The sequence below is a fragment of the Hoeflea sp. genome, assembly GCF_039975035.1.
Classification (GTDB): domain Bacteria; phylum Pseudomonadota; class Alphaproteobacteria; order Rhizobiales; family Rhizobiaceae; genus Hoeflea.
This window is the reverse complement of record NZ_JBDWHW010000146.1, coordinates 17,211-33,721: the sequence shown is the minus strand read 5'-3', so window position 1 is coordinate 33,721 and position 16,511 is coordinate 17,211. Positions and strand designations below refer to the sequence as shown.

The window sequence follows — 16,511 nt, the reverse complement described above, 5'->3', positions numbered from 1 at the left end:
GCTCAAGCACATGGCCCACAACCTCATCCGAATGACCCCCGGAAAGGACTCGCTGCGCCTCAGACGAAAAGTCGCCGCTTGGGACGACGATTTCCTTGCAAGCATCATCGCCAGATGATTGCTTCACCCGATTCCCCTGGCGGTTGGGCGTGGCTGGAGGCATCAGGGCAAAACTTTGCGCTTGTACAAGCGGGCCACGCCGGTTATGGAAGCGCCCGCGTGGTCATGCTGCGCCGACCAAAGACGCGGAGAGGTGGCTGAGTGGTCGAAAGTACCGCACTCGAAATGCGGCGTGGGGGCAACTCCACCGTGGGTTCGAATCCCACCCTCTCCGCCATTGGTTGGACCCCTCTATCCCAATTAGCCGCAAGCCCTTGATTTTTCTCGCTGATTTCTGACCGACCGCTCCCGAAAGGGACTTTCAGTCATGAATGAATTGCTCAATGTATCGCGCCATGTACAGTCCGATGTGTCGCTCGATGCGGAAATATTTTCCGCATCGAAACGGAAATGCAAGCTCAAAAACCGACCCTGCTGCAAAGCAGCGGAACAAAACCGCGACAGGTCCAGTCGGTCCGAGCGGGCTTTGCAAGACTCACGGGTCAGGCAAACAATCGCTAACGACACCAGCCGCGGTTGATGGCTGGCGCAAAAAGAGCCCGGTAAACAGGGATTGCCACCCGTCCGACGAGAATGCTCTGGATGGCCTTGTTTGCAGGGATCAGGATGATCAGGGCTATTGCTGCAGTCACTGCCGATCCGATCATGTCGAACGGAAAATGGACGCCGATGAAAATTCGCGCCCAAGCCACGAGCATTCCGATGGCGCCGATCACGAGCGCGGCGCGATGCTGGCGATTCCAATATGCAAGAGCAAACGCAATTCCGAGAATGAATGTCAGGTGGTCGCTCGGAAACGAACTGTCTGCGGCGTGCTCGACGAAAGTCTTGCCGACAGGAACCAGGAAGGGTCGCGGATGAAACCACCACAAGGGAATCAACTGGTTGATCAGAAGTCCCAGCTCCGACACCACTACGGCCATCACAAGCCCGCCACGTTCCTGATCACTTCCGCGCAACCAGAGCCAGACCAGCGTGACGGGGATCAGATAAATCGCATAATTGGCGCTGAGACCTGCAAATTCGATGACCGCACAGCTGATGGCAACCAGCCCCGCGCCACGTTGCGCGGTTATGTCTTCCCATGCAGTCCCTTTTGTCTCCCGCCAGGAAACCGATATGAAATTCCGCTTCCCCATCGTTATCATCGATGAAGATTTCCGTTCTGAAAACTCGTCGGGTCTGGGCATTCGCGCCATGGCGCAGGCCATTGAAAGCGAAGGGTTCGAAGTACTGGGAGTGACGGGGTATGGCGACCTGTCGCAATTCGCCCAGCAGCAATCGCGCGCCAGTGCGTTTGTCCTTTCCATCGACGACGAGGAGTTCAGCTCCGGCCCGGATGTTGATCCTGCGGTCGTCAATCTTCGCAATTTCATCGAGGAAGTGCGCTGGAAGAACGCCGATGTGCCGATCTACATCTATGGCGAAACCAAGACCAGCCGCCACCTGCCCAACGACATTCTGCGCGAACTGCACGGTTTCATCCACATGTTCGAGGACACGCCGGAATTTGTCGCGCGCCATATCATCCGCGAGGCCAAGAGCTATCTCGAAGGCATCAAGCCGCCATTCTTCAAGGCGTTGCTCAATTATGCCGAGGACGGGTCCTACTCGTGGCACTGTCCCGGCCATTCGGGCGGGGTGGCGTTTCTCAAAAGCCCGATTGGCCAGATGTACCATCAGTTCTACGGTGAAAACATGCTGCGCGCCGATGTCTGCAATTCGGTGGAGGAATTGGGCCAGTTGCTTGACCATAACGGCGCCATCGGTGCGTCGGAGCGCAACGCGGCGCGGATCTTCAATGCCGACCATTGCTTCTTTGTCACCAACGGCACCTCGACCTCGAACAAGATGGTCTGGCACCACACCGTGGCGCCCGGCGATGTGGTGGTGGTGGATCGCAATTGCCATAAATCGATCCTGCACTCGATCATCATGACCGGCGCCATTCCGGTGTTTCTCAAGCCAACGCGCAACCACTACGGCATCATCGGCCCGATCCCGCAGAGCGAGTTCGCGATCGACTCGATCAAGGCCAAGATCCGCGCCAACCCGCTGCTTGAAGGCGTTGACGCCGACACCGTCAAGCCGCGGATCATGACGCTGACACAATCGACTTATGACGGAGTTCTCTACAACACCGAGACCATCAAGGATCTGCTCGACGGTTACGTGGAAAACCTCCATTTTGACGAAGCCTGGCTGCCGCACGCGGCATTTCACCCGTTTTATGGCAGTTACCACTCGATGGGCCGCAAGCGTGCCCGGCCGATGCATTCGGTCACTTATGCGACGCAATCGATTCACAAGCTGCTGGCGGGTATCAGCCAGGCCAGCCACGTGTTGGTGCAGGACAGCCAGGACACCAAGCTTGATAGCCACCTCTTCAATGAGGCCTATCTGATGCACACCTCCACCAGTCCGCAATACTCCATTATTGCCAGCTGCGATGTGGCAGCCGCCATGATGGAACCGCCGGGTGGCACAGCGCTGGTGGAAGAAAGCATTGCAGAGGCGCTCGATTTCCGCCGCGCCATGCGCAAGGTCGACGACGAGTTTGGCGAGGATGACTGGTGGTTCCAGGTCTGGGGACCGCCGATCGAACTGGCGGAAGAAGGCATCGGCCGAACCAAGGACTGGGTGCTCAAACGCACCGACGCCGATGGGGTGCACCAGTCGGACGGCGAGGATTCGTGGCACGGCTTTGGCGACATGGCGCCTGGATTCAACATGCTTGATCCGATCAAGGCGACGCTGATCACGCCGGGCCTTAATCTGGACGGGCGCTTCGAGGAGACCGGCATTCCGGCCTCGATCGTGACCAAGTACCTGGCCGAGCATGGCGTGGTGGTGGAAAAAACCGGCCTCTACAGCTTCTTCATCATGTTCACCATCGGCATCACCAAGGGCCGGTGGAACTCGCTGTTGACCGAGTTGCAGCAGTTCAAGGACGACTATGACCAGAACCAGCCGATGTGGCGCGTCATGCCGGAGTTTTGCGCCAAGCAGCCGCGTTACGAGAAGATGGGTCTGCGCGATCTGTGCCAGCATGTGCACGCGCTCTACGCCAAATATGACGTGGCGATCCTGTCGACCGACATGTATCTGAGCGACCACCGGCCAGCGATGAAACCCAGCGACGCATTCGCCCATATTGCCCACCGGACAACGCAGCGCGTGCCCATCGACGACCTCGAAGGCCGCATCACCACAAGCCTGGTGACGCCCTATCCGCCCGGCATTCCGCTGCTCATTCCGGGTGAGGTGTTCAACAGGAAGATCGTGGAGTATCTGAAGTTCAACCGCGAGTTCGCGCGCGAATGTCCCGGATTTGAGACCGATATCCATGGGCTGGTGCAGAAGATTGGCAGCGATGGCGTGGTCCGCCATTTTGCCGATTGTGTCGCCGGCTGATCCGGGACAAGGGAGATCGCTCATGCCGCGCTTTGCCGCCAACCTGTCGATGATGTTCACCGAGCATGCGTTTCCGGATCGCTTCGATGCCGCCGCCGCCGCAGGCTTCGATGCTGTCGAATTTCTTTTTCCCTATGATTTTCCGGCTGATGACATTGCCGCGCGGCGGATTGCCGTCGGAGTGGAGCAAGCGTTGTTCAATCTGCCGCCTGGCGATTGGGCCAAGGGCGAGCGCGGGCTGGCAGCCTTGCCGGGACGGAAGGTCGAATTCCGCCAATCGGTGCGTACCGCGCTCGATTATGCAGCAGTCATCGGGGCGAGCCGCCTGCATGTGATGGCAGGGATTGCAGACCCGGCCAGTGCGCGGTGTCGCGCCGCTTACCGGGGTTCGCTGGCGTTCGCCGCCGACGCTGCTGCGAAGCAGCAAGTCTGCGTGCTGATCGAGCCGATCAACAATCGTGACATGCCAGGCTATTTTCTCAATGATTTCGACCGGGCGGTCGGACTGATTGATGATCTCGGCCACCCGAACATCAAGCTGCAATTTGACATCTATCACCGGCAGATCATGCGCGGCGACGTGATACGCGGACTTGAACAATTGCTTCCGCTGATCGGACATGTCCAGATCGCGTCAGTGCCTGACCGGCAGGAGCCGGGGTCGGGGGAGCTTGATGATTTCAGGATCCTCGAGGTGCTGGATGGACTGGGCTATCAGGGTTTTGTCGGATGCGAGTATCGGCCCAGAGGCGCGACGCTTGACGGACTGGCCTGGATGGACAGGGTAAAGGCTGTCTGAGCGGGCTCATGCATGCTGCACAAAGATGTGCAGCGGTTTTGCCACAACGACATGCACGACCATAGATCTGACGCGGGTCAGACGATCCCCCGGTCAGGCGTGGTTGCGAGCCTCTTGTCTGTCGGCATGGCGCATCATCCCGGAAAACACCAGCGGAACCGCAACAAAAACCGGAAGCATCAGGTAGATCAGCGCGAACCCGGTGTGTTCTGCGATGAAGCCGATCACCGATGGCGCGAACAGAATGCCGGAATATCCCATGAAGGTGACGATCGAAATCGCCAGCCCCTGTGGCAGGCCGGGAAGGTTGCCGGCCGCGGAGAAAGCGATGGGAACGGTGTTGGCGAGTCCTAGGCCAGCAATCGCAAAGCCGGCGACGGCCCATTCCGCCGATGGGGCCAGGCCAGCGGCGCCAAGGCCAATCATCGCCAGAATTGCGGAAATCCGGAACGTCCTGACCGCGCCGAAGCGGTCGCGCACCAGGTCGCCGAGAAACCGCATCAGCGCCATGGCCGCCGAAAAGGCGCCGAAGGCCAGTCCCGACAGCGCCGGGCTGGCACCCAGTTCCTGGCGCAGATAGAGCGCACCCCAATCCAGAATGGCGCCTTCAGGCGTCATCATGATCAGGCAGATAATGCCGGTCAGCCAGACCGTGGCGCCGACGCTCAGGAGTCCGGGCCGACGAGGAGCAGAAGATGGGTCCAGAGATGTATCCACCGGGTGCACATGCGGCGGATCGGAGAGCAGGCGAGGCCATGCTACCGCGACGGCGAGCGCTGCCAACACCGATGCTGCTAGTGCGTGAACATGGACGCCGAACAGGGCGATCAGCAATCCGCCAAGCGCTGCGCCCGCCACTCCGCCAAGGCTCCAGAATCCGTGACAAGAGGACATGATTGCCCGGTCGTGGCGTTTCTCCACCTCAACGGCGTTGGCATTCATGGCGACATCCATGCCGCCGATGATCGCTCCAAAGAAGAACAGGGCAACTGCCGCTGTCCAGACCGATGGCGCGATCGTGACCAGTGGCAGGCAGGCGATGGTCAGCGTCGCGAGAGCGAGCACCGGAGTGCGCGATCCGCTTTTGGAAATCACCGCGCCGACCAGGGGCATGGCGCACAGCGACCCGATGCCGAAGCACATGATCATCAGGCCCAGGTCGCTTTCATCGAGATCGAGTCTCATGGCGAATTCGGGAATCTTCGGCGCCCAGCTTCCGACAAGGAAGCCGTTGGCGAGAAACATCAGCGAGACGGCCAGGCGTTGAGGCGTCAGAAAGGGGCGCGTTGCAACAATGGGGGCGAACATTATGGTTCCGCGTTAAAACGATTGAATAACTTTCTACAGACACTTGTGATCGGAGTAAATCGGCGGTGCAGGCAAAATTGCAGTGACGATGTGACACATCGTGAAATGTTGATCTGGGACAGAAAAATATCCCGCCTTGGACATCAACGTGCTAAGTCCGCGCATCCATATGCAAAAGGCAGGGTCATCGGGCCCGCCAAACAATAACAAAGATCGGGAGAACTAAGGATGGTGACAGGATCAGCGCGAGAATGGGTGCGGCGTTTGCAACCTTACAGGCTGCCCAGCGACGGACGAAGCGCGTTTGAAACAGTCTTGACGTTCGGGCTTCTGGTTTCCTTCTGGGTCATGATGTGGTTTGCGCTTTCCTATAGTGTCATTCTCACGCTGTTGCTGTCCATCCCGGCCGCGCTGATGATGGTGCGGCTGTTCATCATCCAGCACGATTGCGGTCATCAGTCGATGTTCACGACGGCTAAATGGAATGACCGGGTGGGTCGTGCGCTTGGCGTGCTGACACTGACGCCCTACGACTACTGGCGCCGCTCGCATGCGATTCATCATGCCGGATCGGGAAATCTCGACCGGCGCGGCGTTGGCGACATCGATACGCTGACAGTCAAGGAATATCTCGCATTGTCGCGGATCGGAAAGCTCAAGTACCGGCTCTACCGTCATCCGGTGGTGATGTTCGGTATTGGACCCGCTTTCATCTTCATGCTGCAGCACCGGTTGCCGGTTGCGGCCTTGAAGGACGGGGTGATGTCCTGGGCCAGCGTGATGGCGACAAATCTTGCGATCGCCGCGATGTGGGTCGCGCTGGGCATGCTGGTTGGCTTCAAGGCTTTCCTGATCATCCACCTGCCTATCATGCTGATTGGTGCTTCGGTGGGCGTCTGGATGTTCTATGTCCAGCATCAGTTCAATCCGACCCATTGGGACCACGCTCCGGAGTGGGAACGCGAATTCTCTGCCCTGCACGGCAGCTCGTTTTACGACCTGCCCCGGCCGCTGATGTGGGTGACCGGCAATATCGGCATTCACCATGTGCACCATCTTTCAAGCCGGATTCCGTTCTACCGGCTGCCGCAGGTTCTCAAGGATTTCCCGGAACTTGCCCAGATCGGCCGGCTGACATTGTGGGAAAGCTTCCGGTGCGTTCCGCTTGCCTTGTGGGACGAAGACCGCCGGCGGCTGGTGCCGTTCCGTTCGCTTCGTGGCCGGACCGCAACAGTGGCCGCCTCGGCCTGACCGGGTCTGTTGCGATCTTCTCCTGGGACGGTGTCGTCCAAGTTGCTTGTTTGAACGACACCGTACCTGCTTCAATTTGAAGCGAGGCGACGTGCCTTGCCTATCCGTCGGATGCACGGCGTCGTGGCCGGGACCGGTTGCGTCTGCTTGACGGACCCGCCCGCGCGGTTGCGCATTCGCCGCGATTCGCTTTTGCTTGTGTTGATGCAAAAAACAGTGTAAAGCTCACCTTATCGATTTTTGACCGGACGACTTGGTCGCTCACCGCCAGAGGCGGAGACAGGCTCAACACTTCACTTAAATTCGATGACGAACGCCTGCGCCGAGCGCTTTAAAGAGCGCTTGCGCCGGAAAATGCATTCATGGACATAAAGGACTCCCCCCATGAAAACCGGTACTGTCAAATTCTACAACGACCAAAAGGGCTTCGGCTTCATCGCACCTGACGACGGCAGCAAGGACGTGTTCGTACACGCGACTGCTCTTGAACGCGCTGGCATGCGCGGTCTGGCCGAAGGCCAGAAGGTGTCTTTCGACACCGCTGAAGACCGTCGCACCGGCAAGACTGCCGTTTCGACCATCCAGGCTGACTGAAAAGTTGAACCTGCGGTTGGCTGGCTAAGCTGGTCGCTGTGATTTGATTGCGCCCGGGAACTCAGGTTCCCGGGCGCTTTCGTTGTTGCGGTTGATCTTGAAGCGCACCGGCGTTTTGGTGAACTCGGAGGGCGCTCGCGTGCCCGAATGCTTGTACGTTAACCGCACATGCATTGTTTCAAAGTCTTACAACGCCTTTTGCACCTCCGGTGGGATGCGTGGCGCGGTCGCGCTGGATAGCAAAAAGCCGGCCCGCAATGGACCGGCTCTCAAGCCATAACAAGCTTTGAAAAAGCTTATGCGATTTCTTTCGGCGTCAGAACCTGGCGACCGCGGTACATGCCTGTTTTCAGGTCGATGTGGTGCGGGCGACGCAGTTCGCCGGAATTCTTGTCCTCGACATAGGTCGGGGCCTTGAGGGCGTCGGCGGAGCGGCGCATGCCGCGCTTGGACGGGGTGGTTTTACGCTTCGGAACAGCCATGACGAACTCCAGTTCAACACATAGACATGATCAAAGACCGACCCGGGGGCCGAAACTGACACATGCCGATTTCGGAAATTTGCCGGGCTTATACATGGCATTTGGGGGTTTGACCAGCGTTTGCCGGTTTTTTTTTGACGGCGGGTACTCCGTACGGCGCAACCGCAGTCCACAAACCCGTCAGGCTTCTTCTTCCTCGACGATCCATGGTTCGGCGCGCGCCGCCGTCACCCATTCACCCCATGCCGGCAGGGCCTTCATCCGGGCCATGTAATCGCTCACATCCTGATGGATATTGAACGCATAGACGTCAAGGCGATTGACGATTGGGGCGTACATGGCGTCGGCTATCGAAAACCCGCCAAGCAGGAACGGTCCGCTGTTTTGGTCGAGACTCTCTCTCCACAGGACCTGAATGCGGGCCACGTCGGCGAGAAGGGCTGGTGTCTGAGCGATTGGCATGCGCTTTCGCCGCATGTTCATCGGACAGGCAGATCGTAGCGCATGAAATGACGACACCATTTCCGAGCTCATCGCCATCGCCCTGCTGCGCAGCACCGGATCGTCCGGCCACAGGCCCGAGTCAGGATGCTTGCGCGCGACGTGATCAAGGATCGCCAGAGATTCCCAGATGGTTGCGCCCTCATCGACAAGCACCGGGACCTTGCCGGTGGGAGAGAACGCCTTGAAGGCAGGATTGCCGCCGGCCATGTCGAAGGGGATCAGCCTTTCCTCGAACGGAATACCTGCCGCACGCATGCCGATCCAGGGTCGGAACGACCAGGACGAATAATTCTTGTTGCCGATGTAGAGAACAGGGTCGGCCATAAGCGCTCCTCTTGCTGATCTGAGATCAAGTGGTCGCATGCGGCGGACCGCAGGAAAAGCCAATTTACTTGAAGTCAGTCATAAAGGCATTTGATGTAAGCGCCGGATTGCTGCGCCCGTTGCTCGATCACCCTGGCGAGCTTCTGCATGCCGCGCGACGGGTTGGCTGCGTTGCGCTTGATCGGGTTGGGCAGGGTGACGGCGAGAAGGGCGGACTGGCGCGCCGAGAGCTTGGCGGCGGGTACCCCGAAATAGGCCTGAGCCGCAGCTTCGACGCCATAGATCCCCGGCGCCCATTCGGCGACATTGAGATAGATTTCCATCAGCCGGCGTTTTGACCATGCCAGATCCATCCACATCGCCAGCGGGATCTCCAGCGCCTTGCGCAAAACCGATCGGGTGGACGGCAGAAACAGGTTTTTTGCAGTCTGCATCGGAATTGTGCTGGCGCCCCTGGTGGCTTCGCCATCAAGCGCGTCGTCGATCACCAAATTGAGCGCCTGCCAGTCGATGCCGGAGTGGCTGCAGTACTGGCCGTCCTCAGACATCATCACCGATTGCACCAGCACCGGAGCGATGGCCTGGAACCCGACCCACTGGCGCTCATAAGCCCGGCCCGACATCAATTCGCCGAGCATCAGTGTGGACACCGGCCTGATTTGCGGCAGCGCGTACAGCGGGATCAGCAGGTAAGGCAGACCTACCACCAGAACCACGAGGGCCAGAGCCCATGACAGCACCCGCCGCAAAAACCGGCCGCGGGATGGACGACCCGATGTCTGCCCTGACCTTGGGGGCTTGCTGCTATTGTTTTTCGCCACCTGACTTCCCTGGATAGAAGACGCTACCTGCGGCAGCCCTTAGCATGTCCTTAACGAGCTTGTGCGCGTATTGCCAGTCCTGCGGGCGCAGACAATGCCGGGGCGATCGCGCCGGGCACTGTGCGAGACCGGTCAGCGGGCAGGGATCGGGGCAGATGCAAACAAACCGTTGCCGGGCGCGGCGCGACATGGCAAGAAACCGGCATGAACCGGGTTCACAATGACAATTTCGCCGCGCGGCTTGACGCAGCGGCCCACAAGGTGGCCACGCTGCTTGCGACGCTGCTTTCGCAGAGCCCGCTTGAGGGCGAGACCGTCCGCCCGAAGCACTTGATCCTGGCGATGCGCCACGGTGTCCTCAATGGCGGCAAGCGGCTGCGCCCGTTTCTGGTGCTGGAGACTGCACGACTGCTGGACGGGCCCGAGGATGCGGCTCTGCGGGTTGCCGCGGCGCTGGAGTGCATTCATTGTTATTCGCTGATTCACGACGATCTTCCGGCGATGGATGATGACGACCTGCGGCGCGGCCAGCCAACCGTTCATATCGCTTTTGACGAGGCGACGGCGATTCTGGCCGGGGATGCGCTTCTGACCTTGGCATTTGACATTCTTTCCTCACCCGGCACCGAATTGCCGGACCGGGCCAAGCTGGCGCTGATCAACCAGCTTGCCCGTGCATCGGGCGTTGGCGGCATGGTTGGCGGGCAGGCGCTCGATCTGCATGCCGAACGGGTGACGCCGGACGAGGCCGGGATCGTGCGGCTTCAGGCGATGAAGACCGGTGCACTGCTGCGCTACGCCTGCGCGGCCGGCGCCATTGCCGGCGGAGCTGACGCTGAAGCCCTGGCGCGGATGACAAGATTTGGCGAGATCATCGGCCTCGCCTTTCAATTGGCAGATGATCTGCTCGACGTAACATCGGATGCCGCCACATTGGGCAAGGCCGCCGGCAAGGACGCTGGACGCGGCAAGGCAACCCTGGTGTCGCTTCATGGTATCGACGCGGCGCGGTGCCGGCTCGACGGGCTGGTCGAGGAAGCGGCGCTGATGCTTGAACCGTTTGGCGCGCGAGCCGCCACGCTGACCGAGGCCGCCGGTTTCATTGCAAGCCGTGATCGTTGATGCACGTCGCGCTCAATTGACCCCAATTGCGCGATAACGTCCGTGCATCATTTCCACGCGTGACAGTGCCGCGTGTCCAATTTTGATGCTCTTGCGGTTCGGTTTGGCGTTTTTATACGTGTTTATTAACCAACTCGCGGCATTATCCTGAAAAACAGGTGTTGCCACACTCATGACCGATATACGCAAAGATCAGGCTGAAACCGCGGTTGCGCGCAGATCAATCGTTTCACTTCGTATTGGCTATATCGTCTCGCTGATGGCGATTGCCATCATGTGCGCGTTCTTCTTCGTGGAACAGAGTGAACGTAACAGATCCATCCAGCAGATTGGTGATCTGTCCAGGCGCTTCGCCGATGTTGACCATTCCATGCGTGCCATTGCCGAGCGCAGCAATCGCCTGGCCCAGACCTATATCGAATACCAGGCCTTTGTTGATCCCCGACTTGCCAATGCGACGCTGGCGGACAAGCGGAAAATCCGCGATGCGATGCCTGTGGATCAGGACCTGATATCCGCGTTATCGAGTTTGCGGTTCCGCTTCGAGCGAACCCGATGGAAGATTTCGCATCTCAGGGAAGCGTGGGAGGCCGCCCCGGCTGACCTGATCCGCTCCATCCAGTCGAAATCACGCTACATGACCAATGCGGATCCGTTCCTGCACCATATGCAGATGCTTGACGCCGTGCGCCTGGATAATGTGCGGACCAAAAAGGATCTTTACTGGGCCGGCCGTGAGATCGATGCGCTTTTCCAGGAAGTCATCCAGCCCTCGAACCTGTATGTGCATGAGCAATTCCGTGAGTACCTGGCCAAGCTCTCCCTGGTTCAAGGTGCTTTGCTGCAGCGCTATCTCCTGGCGACCATGGGAATTCTGCTGGTGCTTGGTCTCGGTGTTTTCGTGCCGATCGACATCATCATCCGGCAGATGATCAAGCGGCTTCAGGACAAGACTCACGAGATCGACCTGGCACTGACCAAGGCGCAATTGGGAGACCGGGCGAAATCCGAATTCCTGGCCACCATGAGCCATGAAATCCGCACGCCGATGAACGGCGTTCTGGGAATGGCAGAACTTCTGACCCGGACCGACCTCGATACACGGCAGCGCACCTTCACAGATGTGATCCTCAAGTCGGGCAACGCGCTTCTGGAAATCATCAATGACATCCTCGATTTTTCGAAAATCGACGCCGGACAGCTGGCGCTGAACCCGAAGCCGTTCAATCTGGTCGATACCACCGAGGATGTGGCGACGCTGATGTCATCGCGTGTCATTGAGAAGGACATTGAACTTGTCGTTCGCATCGCCCCGGGATTGCCCGAAAGGCTGATCGGAGATCCGGGACGGATGAGGCAGATTCTGACCAACCTCGTCGGCAATGCGGTCAAATTCACCGAGCAAGGCCATGTCATGGTCGAGATCAACTGGAGCAAGGTCGTCAGTGACGATCAGATCGAGCGGTTGGCGATCTCGGTCGCGGTTCGCGATACGGGCATCGGAATCCCGCAAGAAAAACTGGATACGATTTTTGACAAGTTCAGCCAGGTGGATGGCTCTTCTACCCGGAAACATGAAGGCACCGGCCTTGGCCTGGCCATCGCCACCCGGCTGGTGGAGCTCATGGGCGGCAGGATCGAGGTTGAAAGCGAGATCGGTGTCGGCTCGACTTTCAGTTTCACCATCGAGATGGAGGTGTACGGTGAACCGGCCGAGGCGGCGGCACCGTCGAGCAATCTGCCCGGACGTCGGGTTCTTGTGATTGACGACAACGCTATCAATCGCATGATCCTGACCGAACAGATCCGGGATTGGGGATTTGACTGTGTTGCGGTCGAAGGCGGAGCGATCGGTCTTGACCTGTTGCGGCATGCCCGCTCAAACCTTGGCATCGGCATCGATCTCCTGGTTCTCGATTTCCAGATGCCGGGAATGTCCGGCGCTGAAGTGGCCCGTGTGGTCCGCTCCGACCCGCTGATTTCCGATACACCTATTTTGATCCTTTCCTCCGTTGACCAGGCGGATCAGCTTCAGGCGCTCAATAACCTCGATATATTTGCCCAACTGACAAAACCGGTTCGCACCGCGCAATTGCGCAAGACCGTGCAGTCGGCACTCAATCAGCCTCATACGGCGGCGGCCAGGACCGTTGCACAGCAGGCGCCCTCGTCCCCCCAGACCGAGGTAAGCACGGTTTCTCCGATCATGGCCTCAGGTCAGGTCGATGACGAGACAGCGCTGGATCCGGCAGACCGGAGCGAGCCTCTGGTGCTGGTGGCCGAAGACAACCAGATCAACCAGATCGTTTTCCAGCAAACGCTGGATGGACTGGGATATGTGCACAGGCTCGCCGTCAATGGACGCGAGGCTGTCCGCATGTGGGCGGAGTTGCGGCCGACACTGGTCCTGATGGATGTGTCGATGCCCGAGCTCAATGGACTGGAGGCGACCGCAGAGATTCGCGCCATAGAAGCTCGCGACGGCCTTTCACCAACGCCGATTGTTGCTGTGACTGCCCATTCTCTCAAAGGTGACGAAGACCGCTGCCTTGCTGCCGGAATGGATGATTATCTGTCCAAGCCGATCTCGCCCGAAAAACTCGGCGCGATGATTGACCGCTGGCTGCCCGGGACCGCACAAAAACGTGAACGCCAGCTGGCTTGAGACCAGGATGGCATCCGGATCTTATGTCGTGGCCCCCCTCAAACGGTCAAGGGCCCAGACTGATCGCACGATGTGTGGGGTTTCCGAAACCCGGACTGACCGGTGTTGAGGCCGGCGCCATTGCAACACTTCCCTGTATTGAGCAAATCAACTGCCTTGGCCGAACCGCTTCTCGATGTAATCGGCGACCATGGCCTGAAAGTCCTCGGCGATGTTCGGGCCGCGCAGGGTTGCAGCCTTCTTGCCGTCGATGAAGATCGGCGCCGCCGGGCTTTCGCCTGTGCCGGGCAGGGAAATGCCGATATCGGCATGTTTGGATTCGCCGGGGCCGTTGACGATGCAGCCCATGACGGCAACCTGCAGGCCCTCGACGCCGGGATACTTGTCGCGCCAGACCGGCATGTTGCGCCTGAGATCATCCTCGATGGTGCGGGCGAGTTGCTGGAACACGGTCGATGTGGTGCGGCCGCAGCCGGGGCAGGCGGCAACCACCGGCACGAACTGCCGGAAGCCCATGACCTGCAGCAATTCCTGGGCAACGATGACCTCTCGGGTACGGTCGCCGCCGGGTTCGGGGGTCAGGGACACCCGAATGGTGTCGCCGATTCCCGTTTGCAGAACAATTGCCATGGCGGCGGATGAGGCGACGATTCCCTTCGATCCCATGCCGGCTTCGGTGAGGCCCAGATGAAGCGCATGATCGGAGCGGCGAGCGAGTTCGGAATAGACCGCGATCAGGTCCTGCACCTGGCTGACCTTGGCTGACAGGATGATGCGATTGCGAGCCAGGCCGGTTTCCTCGGCAAGCTCGGCCGAATGCAGCGCCGACTGGATGATGGCTTCGCGGGTGACGTCGCGGGCCGAGAGTGGCGAGCCGTTGGCGGCGTTTTCATCCATCAGGCGGGTCAGAAGCACCTGGTCGAGCGAGCCCCAGTTAACCCCGATGCGCACCGGTTTGCCGTAGCGGATCGCCATTTCGATGATTTCGATGAACTGGCGGTCCTTTTTGTCCTTGAAGCCGACATTGCCGGGGTTGATCCGGTATTTCGCCAAGGCTTCGGCGCAGCCGGGATGTTCGGCCAGCAGGGTGTGGCCGATGTAGTGGAAGTCGCCGATCAGCGGGATATCAAGGCCCAGTCGCTCGAGCCGTTCGCGGATCCTGGGTACGGCAGCAGCACTTTCCTTGCGGTCAACGGTAATCCGGACAATCTCCGAACCGGCGCGATAAAGCGCGGCCACCTGAGCCACGGTGGCGTCGACATCAGCGGTGTCGGTATTGGTCATGGACTGCACCACCACCGGTGCGCCGCCGCCGACCACAACGCCGCCAACGTCGACGGCGACGCTCGCGCGGCGGGCTTGCGGGACAACAAAGGGGGAGATGGTCATGAAAACCTCGGATCATTTTCCGCGACGGGCCGCTGTGGCCGATGCAGACACCTACCTAGAACGCGGATATGGGAAATGGAAGCCCGCCGATGAGGCGGATCAGCAAAGCAGGGCCTGAAATGCCGGGATTTTGGCCGGGAGCCGAGCATATCCGGCTCAGTCAGGCACGGCATCGGGGTTGAGCCGCCAGACAGAACGGTTCAGGATCGCAGCTGTTGCGACCCAGGCCGCGTAGGGCATAAACAGCAATGCCGCAGCCGGCGATATCACCCCTGCCGCGACGATGTAGGCGATGATGGTTGCAAACAGCGCGCAGACATCGACAAAGGCGAGGTCCATGCGCCGCCGACCGAAAAACAGCCAGGACCAGGCAGCATTGAGGACCAGTTGCAACAGCCACAGCGCCATGGCCAAACCCGGTCCACCGGCTTGCCAGACCAGCCAGCCTGACACGCCAATCGCGATGTAGAGAATGCTCCAGACGAGTGGAAACACCCAGTTGGGCGGTGTCCAGGATGGCCGATGCAATCCGCGGTACCAATCGCCCGGCTTGAAGATTGCTCCGCTGGAAGCTGTCGCAATCACGAGAATGATGATTATGATGACGGCGGACATTTCGCACTCCAGAACCGGATCAACGGCAAGATACAAGATTTGACATGGCCGCGGCTTCGAACCCGGATTACCCGCCGCAGCGACCTGCTAAGAGGTAGAGTTGTGCTGCCGGATTACCAGTGTCAGGGCTGTGCGGGGTGAGTTCGCGAATGCGAACGCCGATCAAGCAGCAGCCTGCCGGGGGCGGTGTGTTGGAAGATTTTCGAGGATTGCGGTTGGCGTTGAACCAGACCATTATGCATTCATGGCAATTTCCGCATGGGTTCTACTGGGTTGTGCGGCAATGAGGGAGGATGTCATGACGAACAATACGACCGAATTGACCGGAGACGGACCTGTTGGCGCGCCGGTGCTTCGCACCATTACCATCGGGGATGTGAAAGCGTGCCTCAGCGATGGTTGGGGAGATTTTCTGGCCCATCCCGGGTTCGGGCTGTTTTTCGGTGGCATCTACATGCTTGGCGGTCTGGCGATCGTGGGGTTTGTCAACAGCATCGGCCAGCCATGGATGATCATTCCGCTGGCGATCGGATTTCCCTTGCTGGGTCCTTTCGTCGCCGTGGGGCTTTATGAAATCAGCCGCCGGCGCAACGAGGGCGAGCCGGTCACCCGCAAGGGCGTTCTGGCGCAGGTGTTCCATCAGCGCGAACGCCAGCTTGGCTGGATGGCCTTTGTCGTCATGTTCATTTTCTGGGTGTGGATCTACCAGGTTCGGCTGTTGTTTGCGCTGTTTCTGGGATTCAAGTCGTTTTCGAGCTGGGATCGCTTCACCGAGATCATGCTGTCAACGCCGGAAGGCTGGGGATTTCTGGCGGTCGGCACGCTTGTCGGTGGTGTCCTGGCGCTGGTGCTGTTTTCGACCACGGTGATCTCGCTGCCGATGCTGGCCGAGCGGGAGGTGGATTTTGTCACCGCGATGATCACCAGCGTTGCCATGGTGGTGAAAAATCCTGTGCCCATGCTCACCTTCGGATTTATCGTTGGCCTGTCAACGCTGGTGGCGTTGCTGCCGGCATTTCTCGGGCTCCTGGTGGTCCTGCCAGTGCTCGGGCATGCAACCTGGCACCTCTACCGGCGCGCTGCGGCAGGGGGGTGACACCGGC

General features: G+C 59.5%; 14 protein-coding genes and 1 tRNA gene. 8 read left to right on the top strand and 7 right to left on the bottom strand.

Going from position 1 to position 16,511, the window contains the following annotated elements:
• The first annotated feature begins 247 nt into the window (after positions 1-247).
• A tRNA-Ser gene (locus tag ABJN75_RS12860) sits at positions 248-337 on the top strand.
• Between the two features lie 280 nt (positions 338-617).
• Here ABJN75_RS12860 and ABJN75_RS12855 read toward each other — a convergent pair.
• A complete protein-coding gene (locus ABJN75_RS12855; protein WP_348439992.1) occupies positions 618-1,268 on the bottom strand; it encodes an undecaprenyl-diphosphatase in 651 nt (216 codons plus the stop codon).
• Between ABJN75_RS12855 and ABJN75_RS12850 the strand changes: the two genes are divergently transcribed.
• Together ABJN75_RS12850 and otnI are read left to right on the top strand one after the other, a co-directional pair.
• Positions 1,240-3,534 (top strand): arginine/lysine/ornithine decarboxylase, encoded by a 2,295-nt coding sequence (locus ABJN75_RS12850; protein ID WP_348439991.1) that lies wholly within the window; start codon positions 1,240-1,242, stop codon positions 3,532-3,534. The two genes, ABJN75_RS12855 and ABJN75_RS12850, sit on opposite strands and share 29 nt — an antisense overlap.
• Positions 3,535-3,556: 22 nt before the next feature.
• A complete protein-coding gene (gene otnI / locus ABJN75_RS12845; protein ID WP_348439990.1) occupies positions 3,557-4,333 on the top strand; it encodes a 2-oxo-tetronate isomerase in 777 nt (258 codons plus the stop codon).
• 93 nt (positions 4,334-4,426) lie between these two features.
• Here the strand turns inward: otnI and ABJN75_RS12840 are convergent, their stop codons facing one another.
• Complete coding sequence (locus ABJN75_RS12840) at positions 4,427-5,641, bottom strand: MFS transporter (protein ID WP_348439989.1); 1,215 nt, start codon at positions 5,639-5,641, stop codon at positions 4,427-4,429.
• A gap of 228 nt (positions 5,642-5,869) precedes the next feature.
• On the opposite strand from ABJN75_RS12840, the gene ABJN75_RS12835 reads away from it, so the two are divergent.
• Complete coding sequence (locus ABJN75_RS12835; RefSeq protein ID WP_348439988.1) at positions 5,870-6,892, top strand: fatty acid desaturase; 1,023 nt, start codon at positions 5,870-5,872, stop codon at positions 6,890-6,892.
• Between the two features lie 384 nt (positions 6,893-7,276).
• Positions 7,277-7,486, top strand: a complete 210-nt coding sequence (locus tag ABJN75_RS12830) for a cold-shock protein (protein WP_035525378.1) — start codon at positions 7,277-7,279, stop codon at positions 7,484-7,486.
• A gap of 296 nt (positions 7,487-7,782) precedes the next feature.
• On the opposite strand, the gene rpmF is transcribed toward ABJN75_RS12830, so the two are convergent.
• The 3 genes from rpmF to ABJN75_RS12815 all read right to left on the bottom strand — a co-directional run bounded on the left by rpmF (position 7,783) and on the right by ABJN75_RS12815 (position 9,545).
• Positions 7,783-7,968, bottom strand: a complete 186-nt coding sequence (gene rpmF, locus ABJN75_RS12825) for a 50S ribosomal protein L32 (protein ID WP_348439987.1) — start codon at positions 7,966-7,968, stop codon at positions 7,783-7,785.
• Positions 7,969-8,148: 180 nt separating this feature from the next.
• Positions 8,149-8,796, bottom strand: a complete 648-nt coding sequence (locus ABJN75_RS12820; RefSeq protein WP_348439986.1) for a glutathione S-transferase family protein — start codon at positions 8,794-8,796, stop codon at positions 8,149-8,151.
• Between the two features lie 74 nt (positions 8,797-8,870).
• A complete protein-coding gene (locus ABJN75_RS12815) occupies positions 8,871-9,545 on the bottom strand; it encodes a transglycosylase domain-containing protein (protein ID WP_348439993.1) in 675 nt (224 codons plus the stop codon).
• A gap of 276 nt (positions 9,546-9,821) precedes the next feature.
• On the opposite strand from ABJN75_RS12815, the gene ABJN75_RS12810 reads away from it, so the two are divergent.
• Together ABJN75_RS12810 and ABJN75_RS12805 are read left to right on the top strand one after the other, a co-directional pair.
• On the top strand, positions 9,822-10,739 hold the full coding sequence (locus ABJN75_RS12810) for a farnesyl diphosphate synthase (protein ID WP_348439985.1): 918 nt from the start codon (positions 9,822-9,824) through the stop codon (positions 10,737-10,739).
• A 172-nt stretch (positions 10,740-10,911) separates the two neighbouring features.
• Positions 10,912-13,404 (top strand): response regulator, encoded by a 2,493-nt coding sequence (locus tag ABJN75_RS12805; protein ID WP_348439984.1) that lies wholly within the window; start codon positions 10,912-10,914, stop codon positions 13,402-13,404.
• Between the two features lie 147 nt (positions 13,405-13,551).
• Here the strand turns inward: ABJN75_RS12805 and ispG are convergent, their stop codons facing one another.
• Together ispG and ABJN75_RS12795 are read right to left on the bottom strand one after the other, a co-directional pair.
• Positions 13,552-14,793 carry a flavodoxin-dependent (E)-4-hydroxy-3-methylbut-2-enyl-diphosphate synthase gene (ispG, locus tag ABJN75_RS12800; RefSeq protein WP_348439983.1) on the bottom strand — a complete coding sequence of 414 codons (1,242 nt, stop codon included), beginning with the start codon at positions 14,791-14,793 and terminating at the stop codon, positions 13,552-13,554.
• A gap of 156 nt (positions 14,794-14,949) precedes the next feature.
• Entirely contained in the window at positions 14,950-15,408 is a 459-nt protein-coding gene (locus ABJN75_RS12795) for a TspO/MBR family protein (RefSeq protein WP_348439982.1), read from the bottom strand.
• A 298-nt stretch (positions 15,409-15,706) separates the two neighbouring features.
• Between ABJN75_RS12795 and ABJN75_RS12790 the strand changes: the two genes are divergently transcribed.
• The gene (locus ABJN75_RS12790) at positions 15,707-16,504 is read left to right on the top strand and encodes a DUF2189 domain-containing protein (RefSeq protein WP_348439981.1); all 798 of its coding nucleotides are present in this window, start codon (positions 15,707-15,709) and stop codon (positions 16,502-16,504) included.
• Positions 16,505-16,511 lie beyond the last annotated feature (7 nt).

What these genes read in the sequence shown, in the direction of transcription:
- ABJN75_RS12830 (WP_035525378.1), top strand. Translation starts at nt 7,277, where the DNA reads ATGAAAACCGGTACTGTCAAATTCTACAACGACCAAAAGGGCTTCGGC.
- otnI (WP_348439990.1), top strand. Translation starts at nt 3,557, where the DNA reads ATGCCGCGCTTTGCCGCCAACCTGTCGATGATGTTCACCGAGCATGCG.
- ABJN75_RS12790 (WP_348439981.1), top strand. Translation starts at nt 15,707, where the DNA reads ATGACGAACAATACGACCGAATTGACCGGAGACGGACCTGTTGGCGCG.
- ispG (WP_348439983.1), bottom strand. Translation starts at nt 14,793, where the DNA reads ATGACCATCTCCCCCTTTGTTGTCCCGCAAGCCCGCCGCGCGAGCGTC.
- ABJN75_RS12810 (WP_348439985.1), top strand. Translation starts at nt 9,822, where the DNA reads ATGAACCGGGTTCACAATGACAATTTCGCCGCGCGGCTTGACGCAGCG.
- rpmF (WP_348439987.1), bottom strand. Translation starts at nt 7,968, where the DNA reads ATGGCTGTTCCGAAGCGTAAAACCACCCCGTCCAAGCGCGGCATGCGC.
- ABJN75_RS12835 (WP_348439988.1), top strand. Translation starts at nt 5,870, where the DNA reads ATGGTGACAGGATCAGCGCGAGAATGGGTGCGGCGTTTGCAACCTTAC.
- ABJN75_RS12820 (WP_348439986.1), bottom strand. Translation starts at nt 8,796, where the DNA reads ATGGCCGACCCTGTTCTCTACATCGGCAACAAGAATTATTCGTCCTGG.
- ABJN75_RS12795 (WP_348439982.1), bottom strand. Translation starts at nt 15,408, where the DNA reads ATGTCCGCCGTCATCATAATCATCATTCTCGTGATTGCGACAGCTTCC.
- ABJN75_RS12840 (WP_348439989.1), bottom strand. Translation starts at nt 5,641, where the DNA reads ATGTTCGCCCCCATTGTTGCAACGCGCCCCTTTCTGACGCCTCAACGC.
- ABJN75_RS12805 (WP_348439984.1), top strand. Translation starts at nt 10,912, where the DNA reads ATGACCGATATACGCAAAGATCAGGCTGAAACCGCGGTTGCGCGCAGA.
- ABJN75_RS12850 (WP_348439991.1), top strand. Translation starts at nt 1,240, where the DNA reads ATGAAATTCCGCTTCCCCATCGTTATCATCGATGAAGATTTCCGTTCT.
- ABJN75_RS12855 (WP_348439992.1), bottom strand. Translation starts at nt 1,268, where the DNA reads ATGATAACGATGGGGAAGCGGAATTTCATATCGGTTTCCTGGCGGGAG.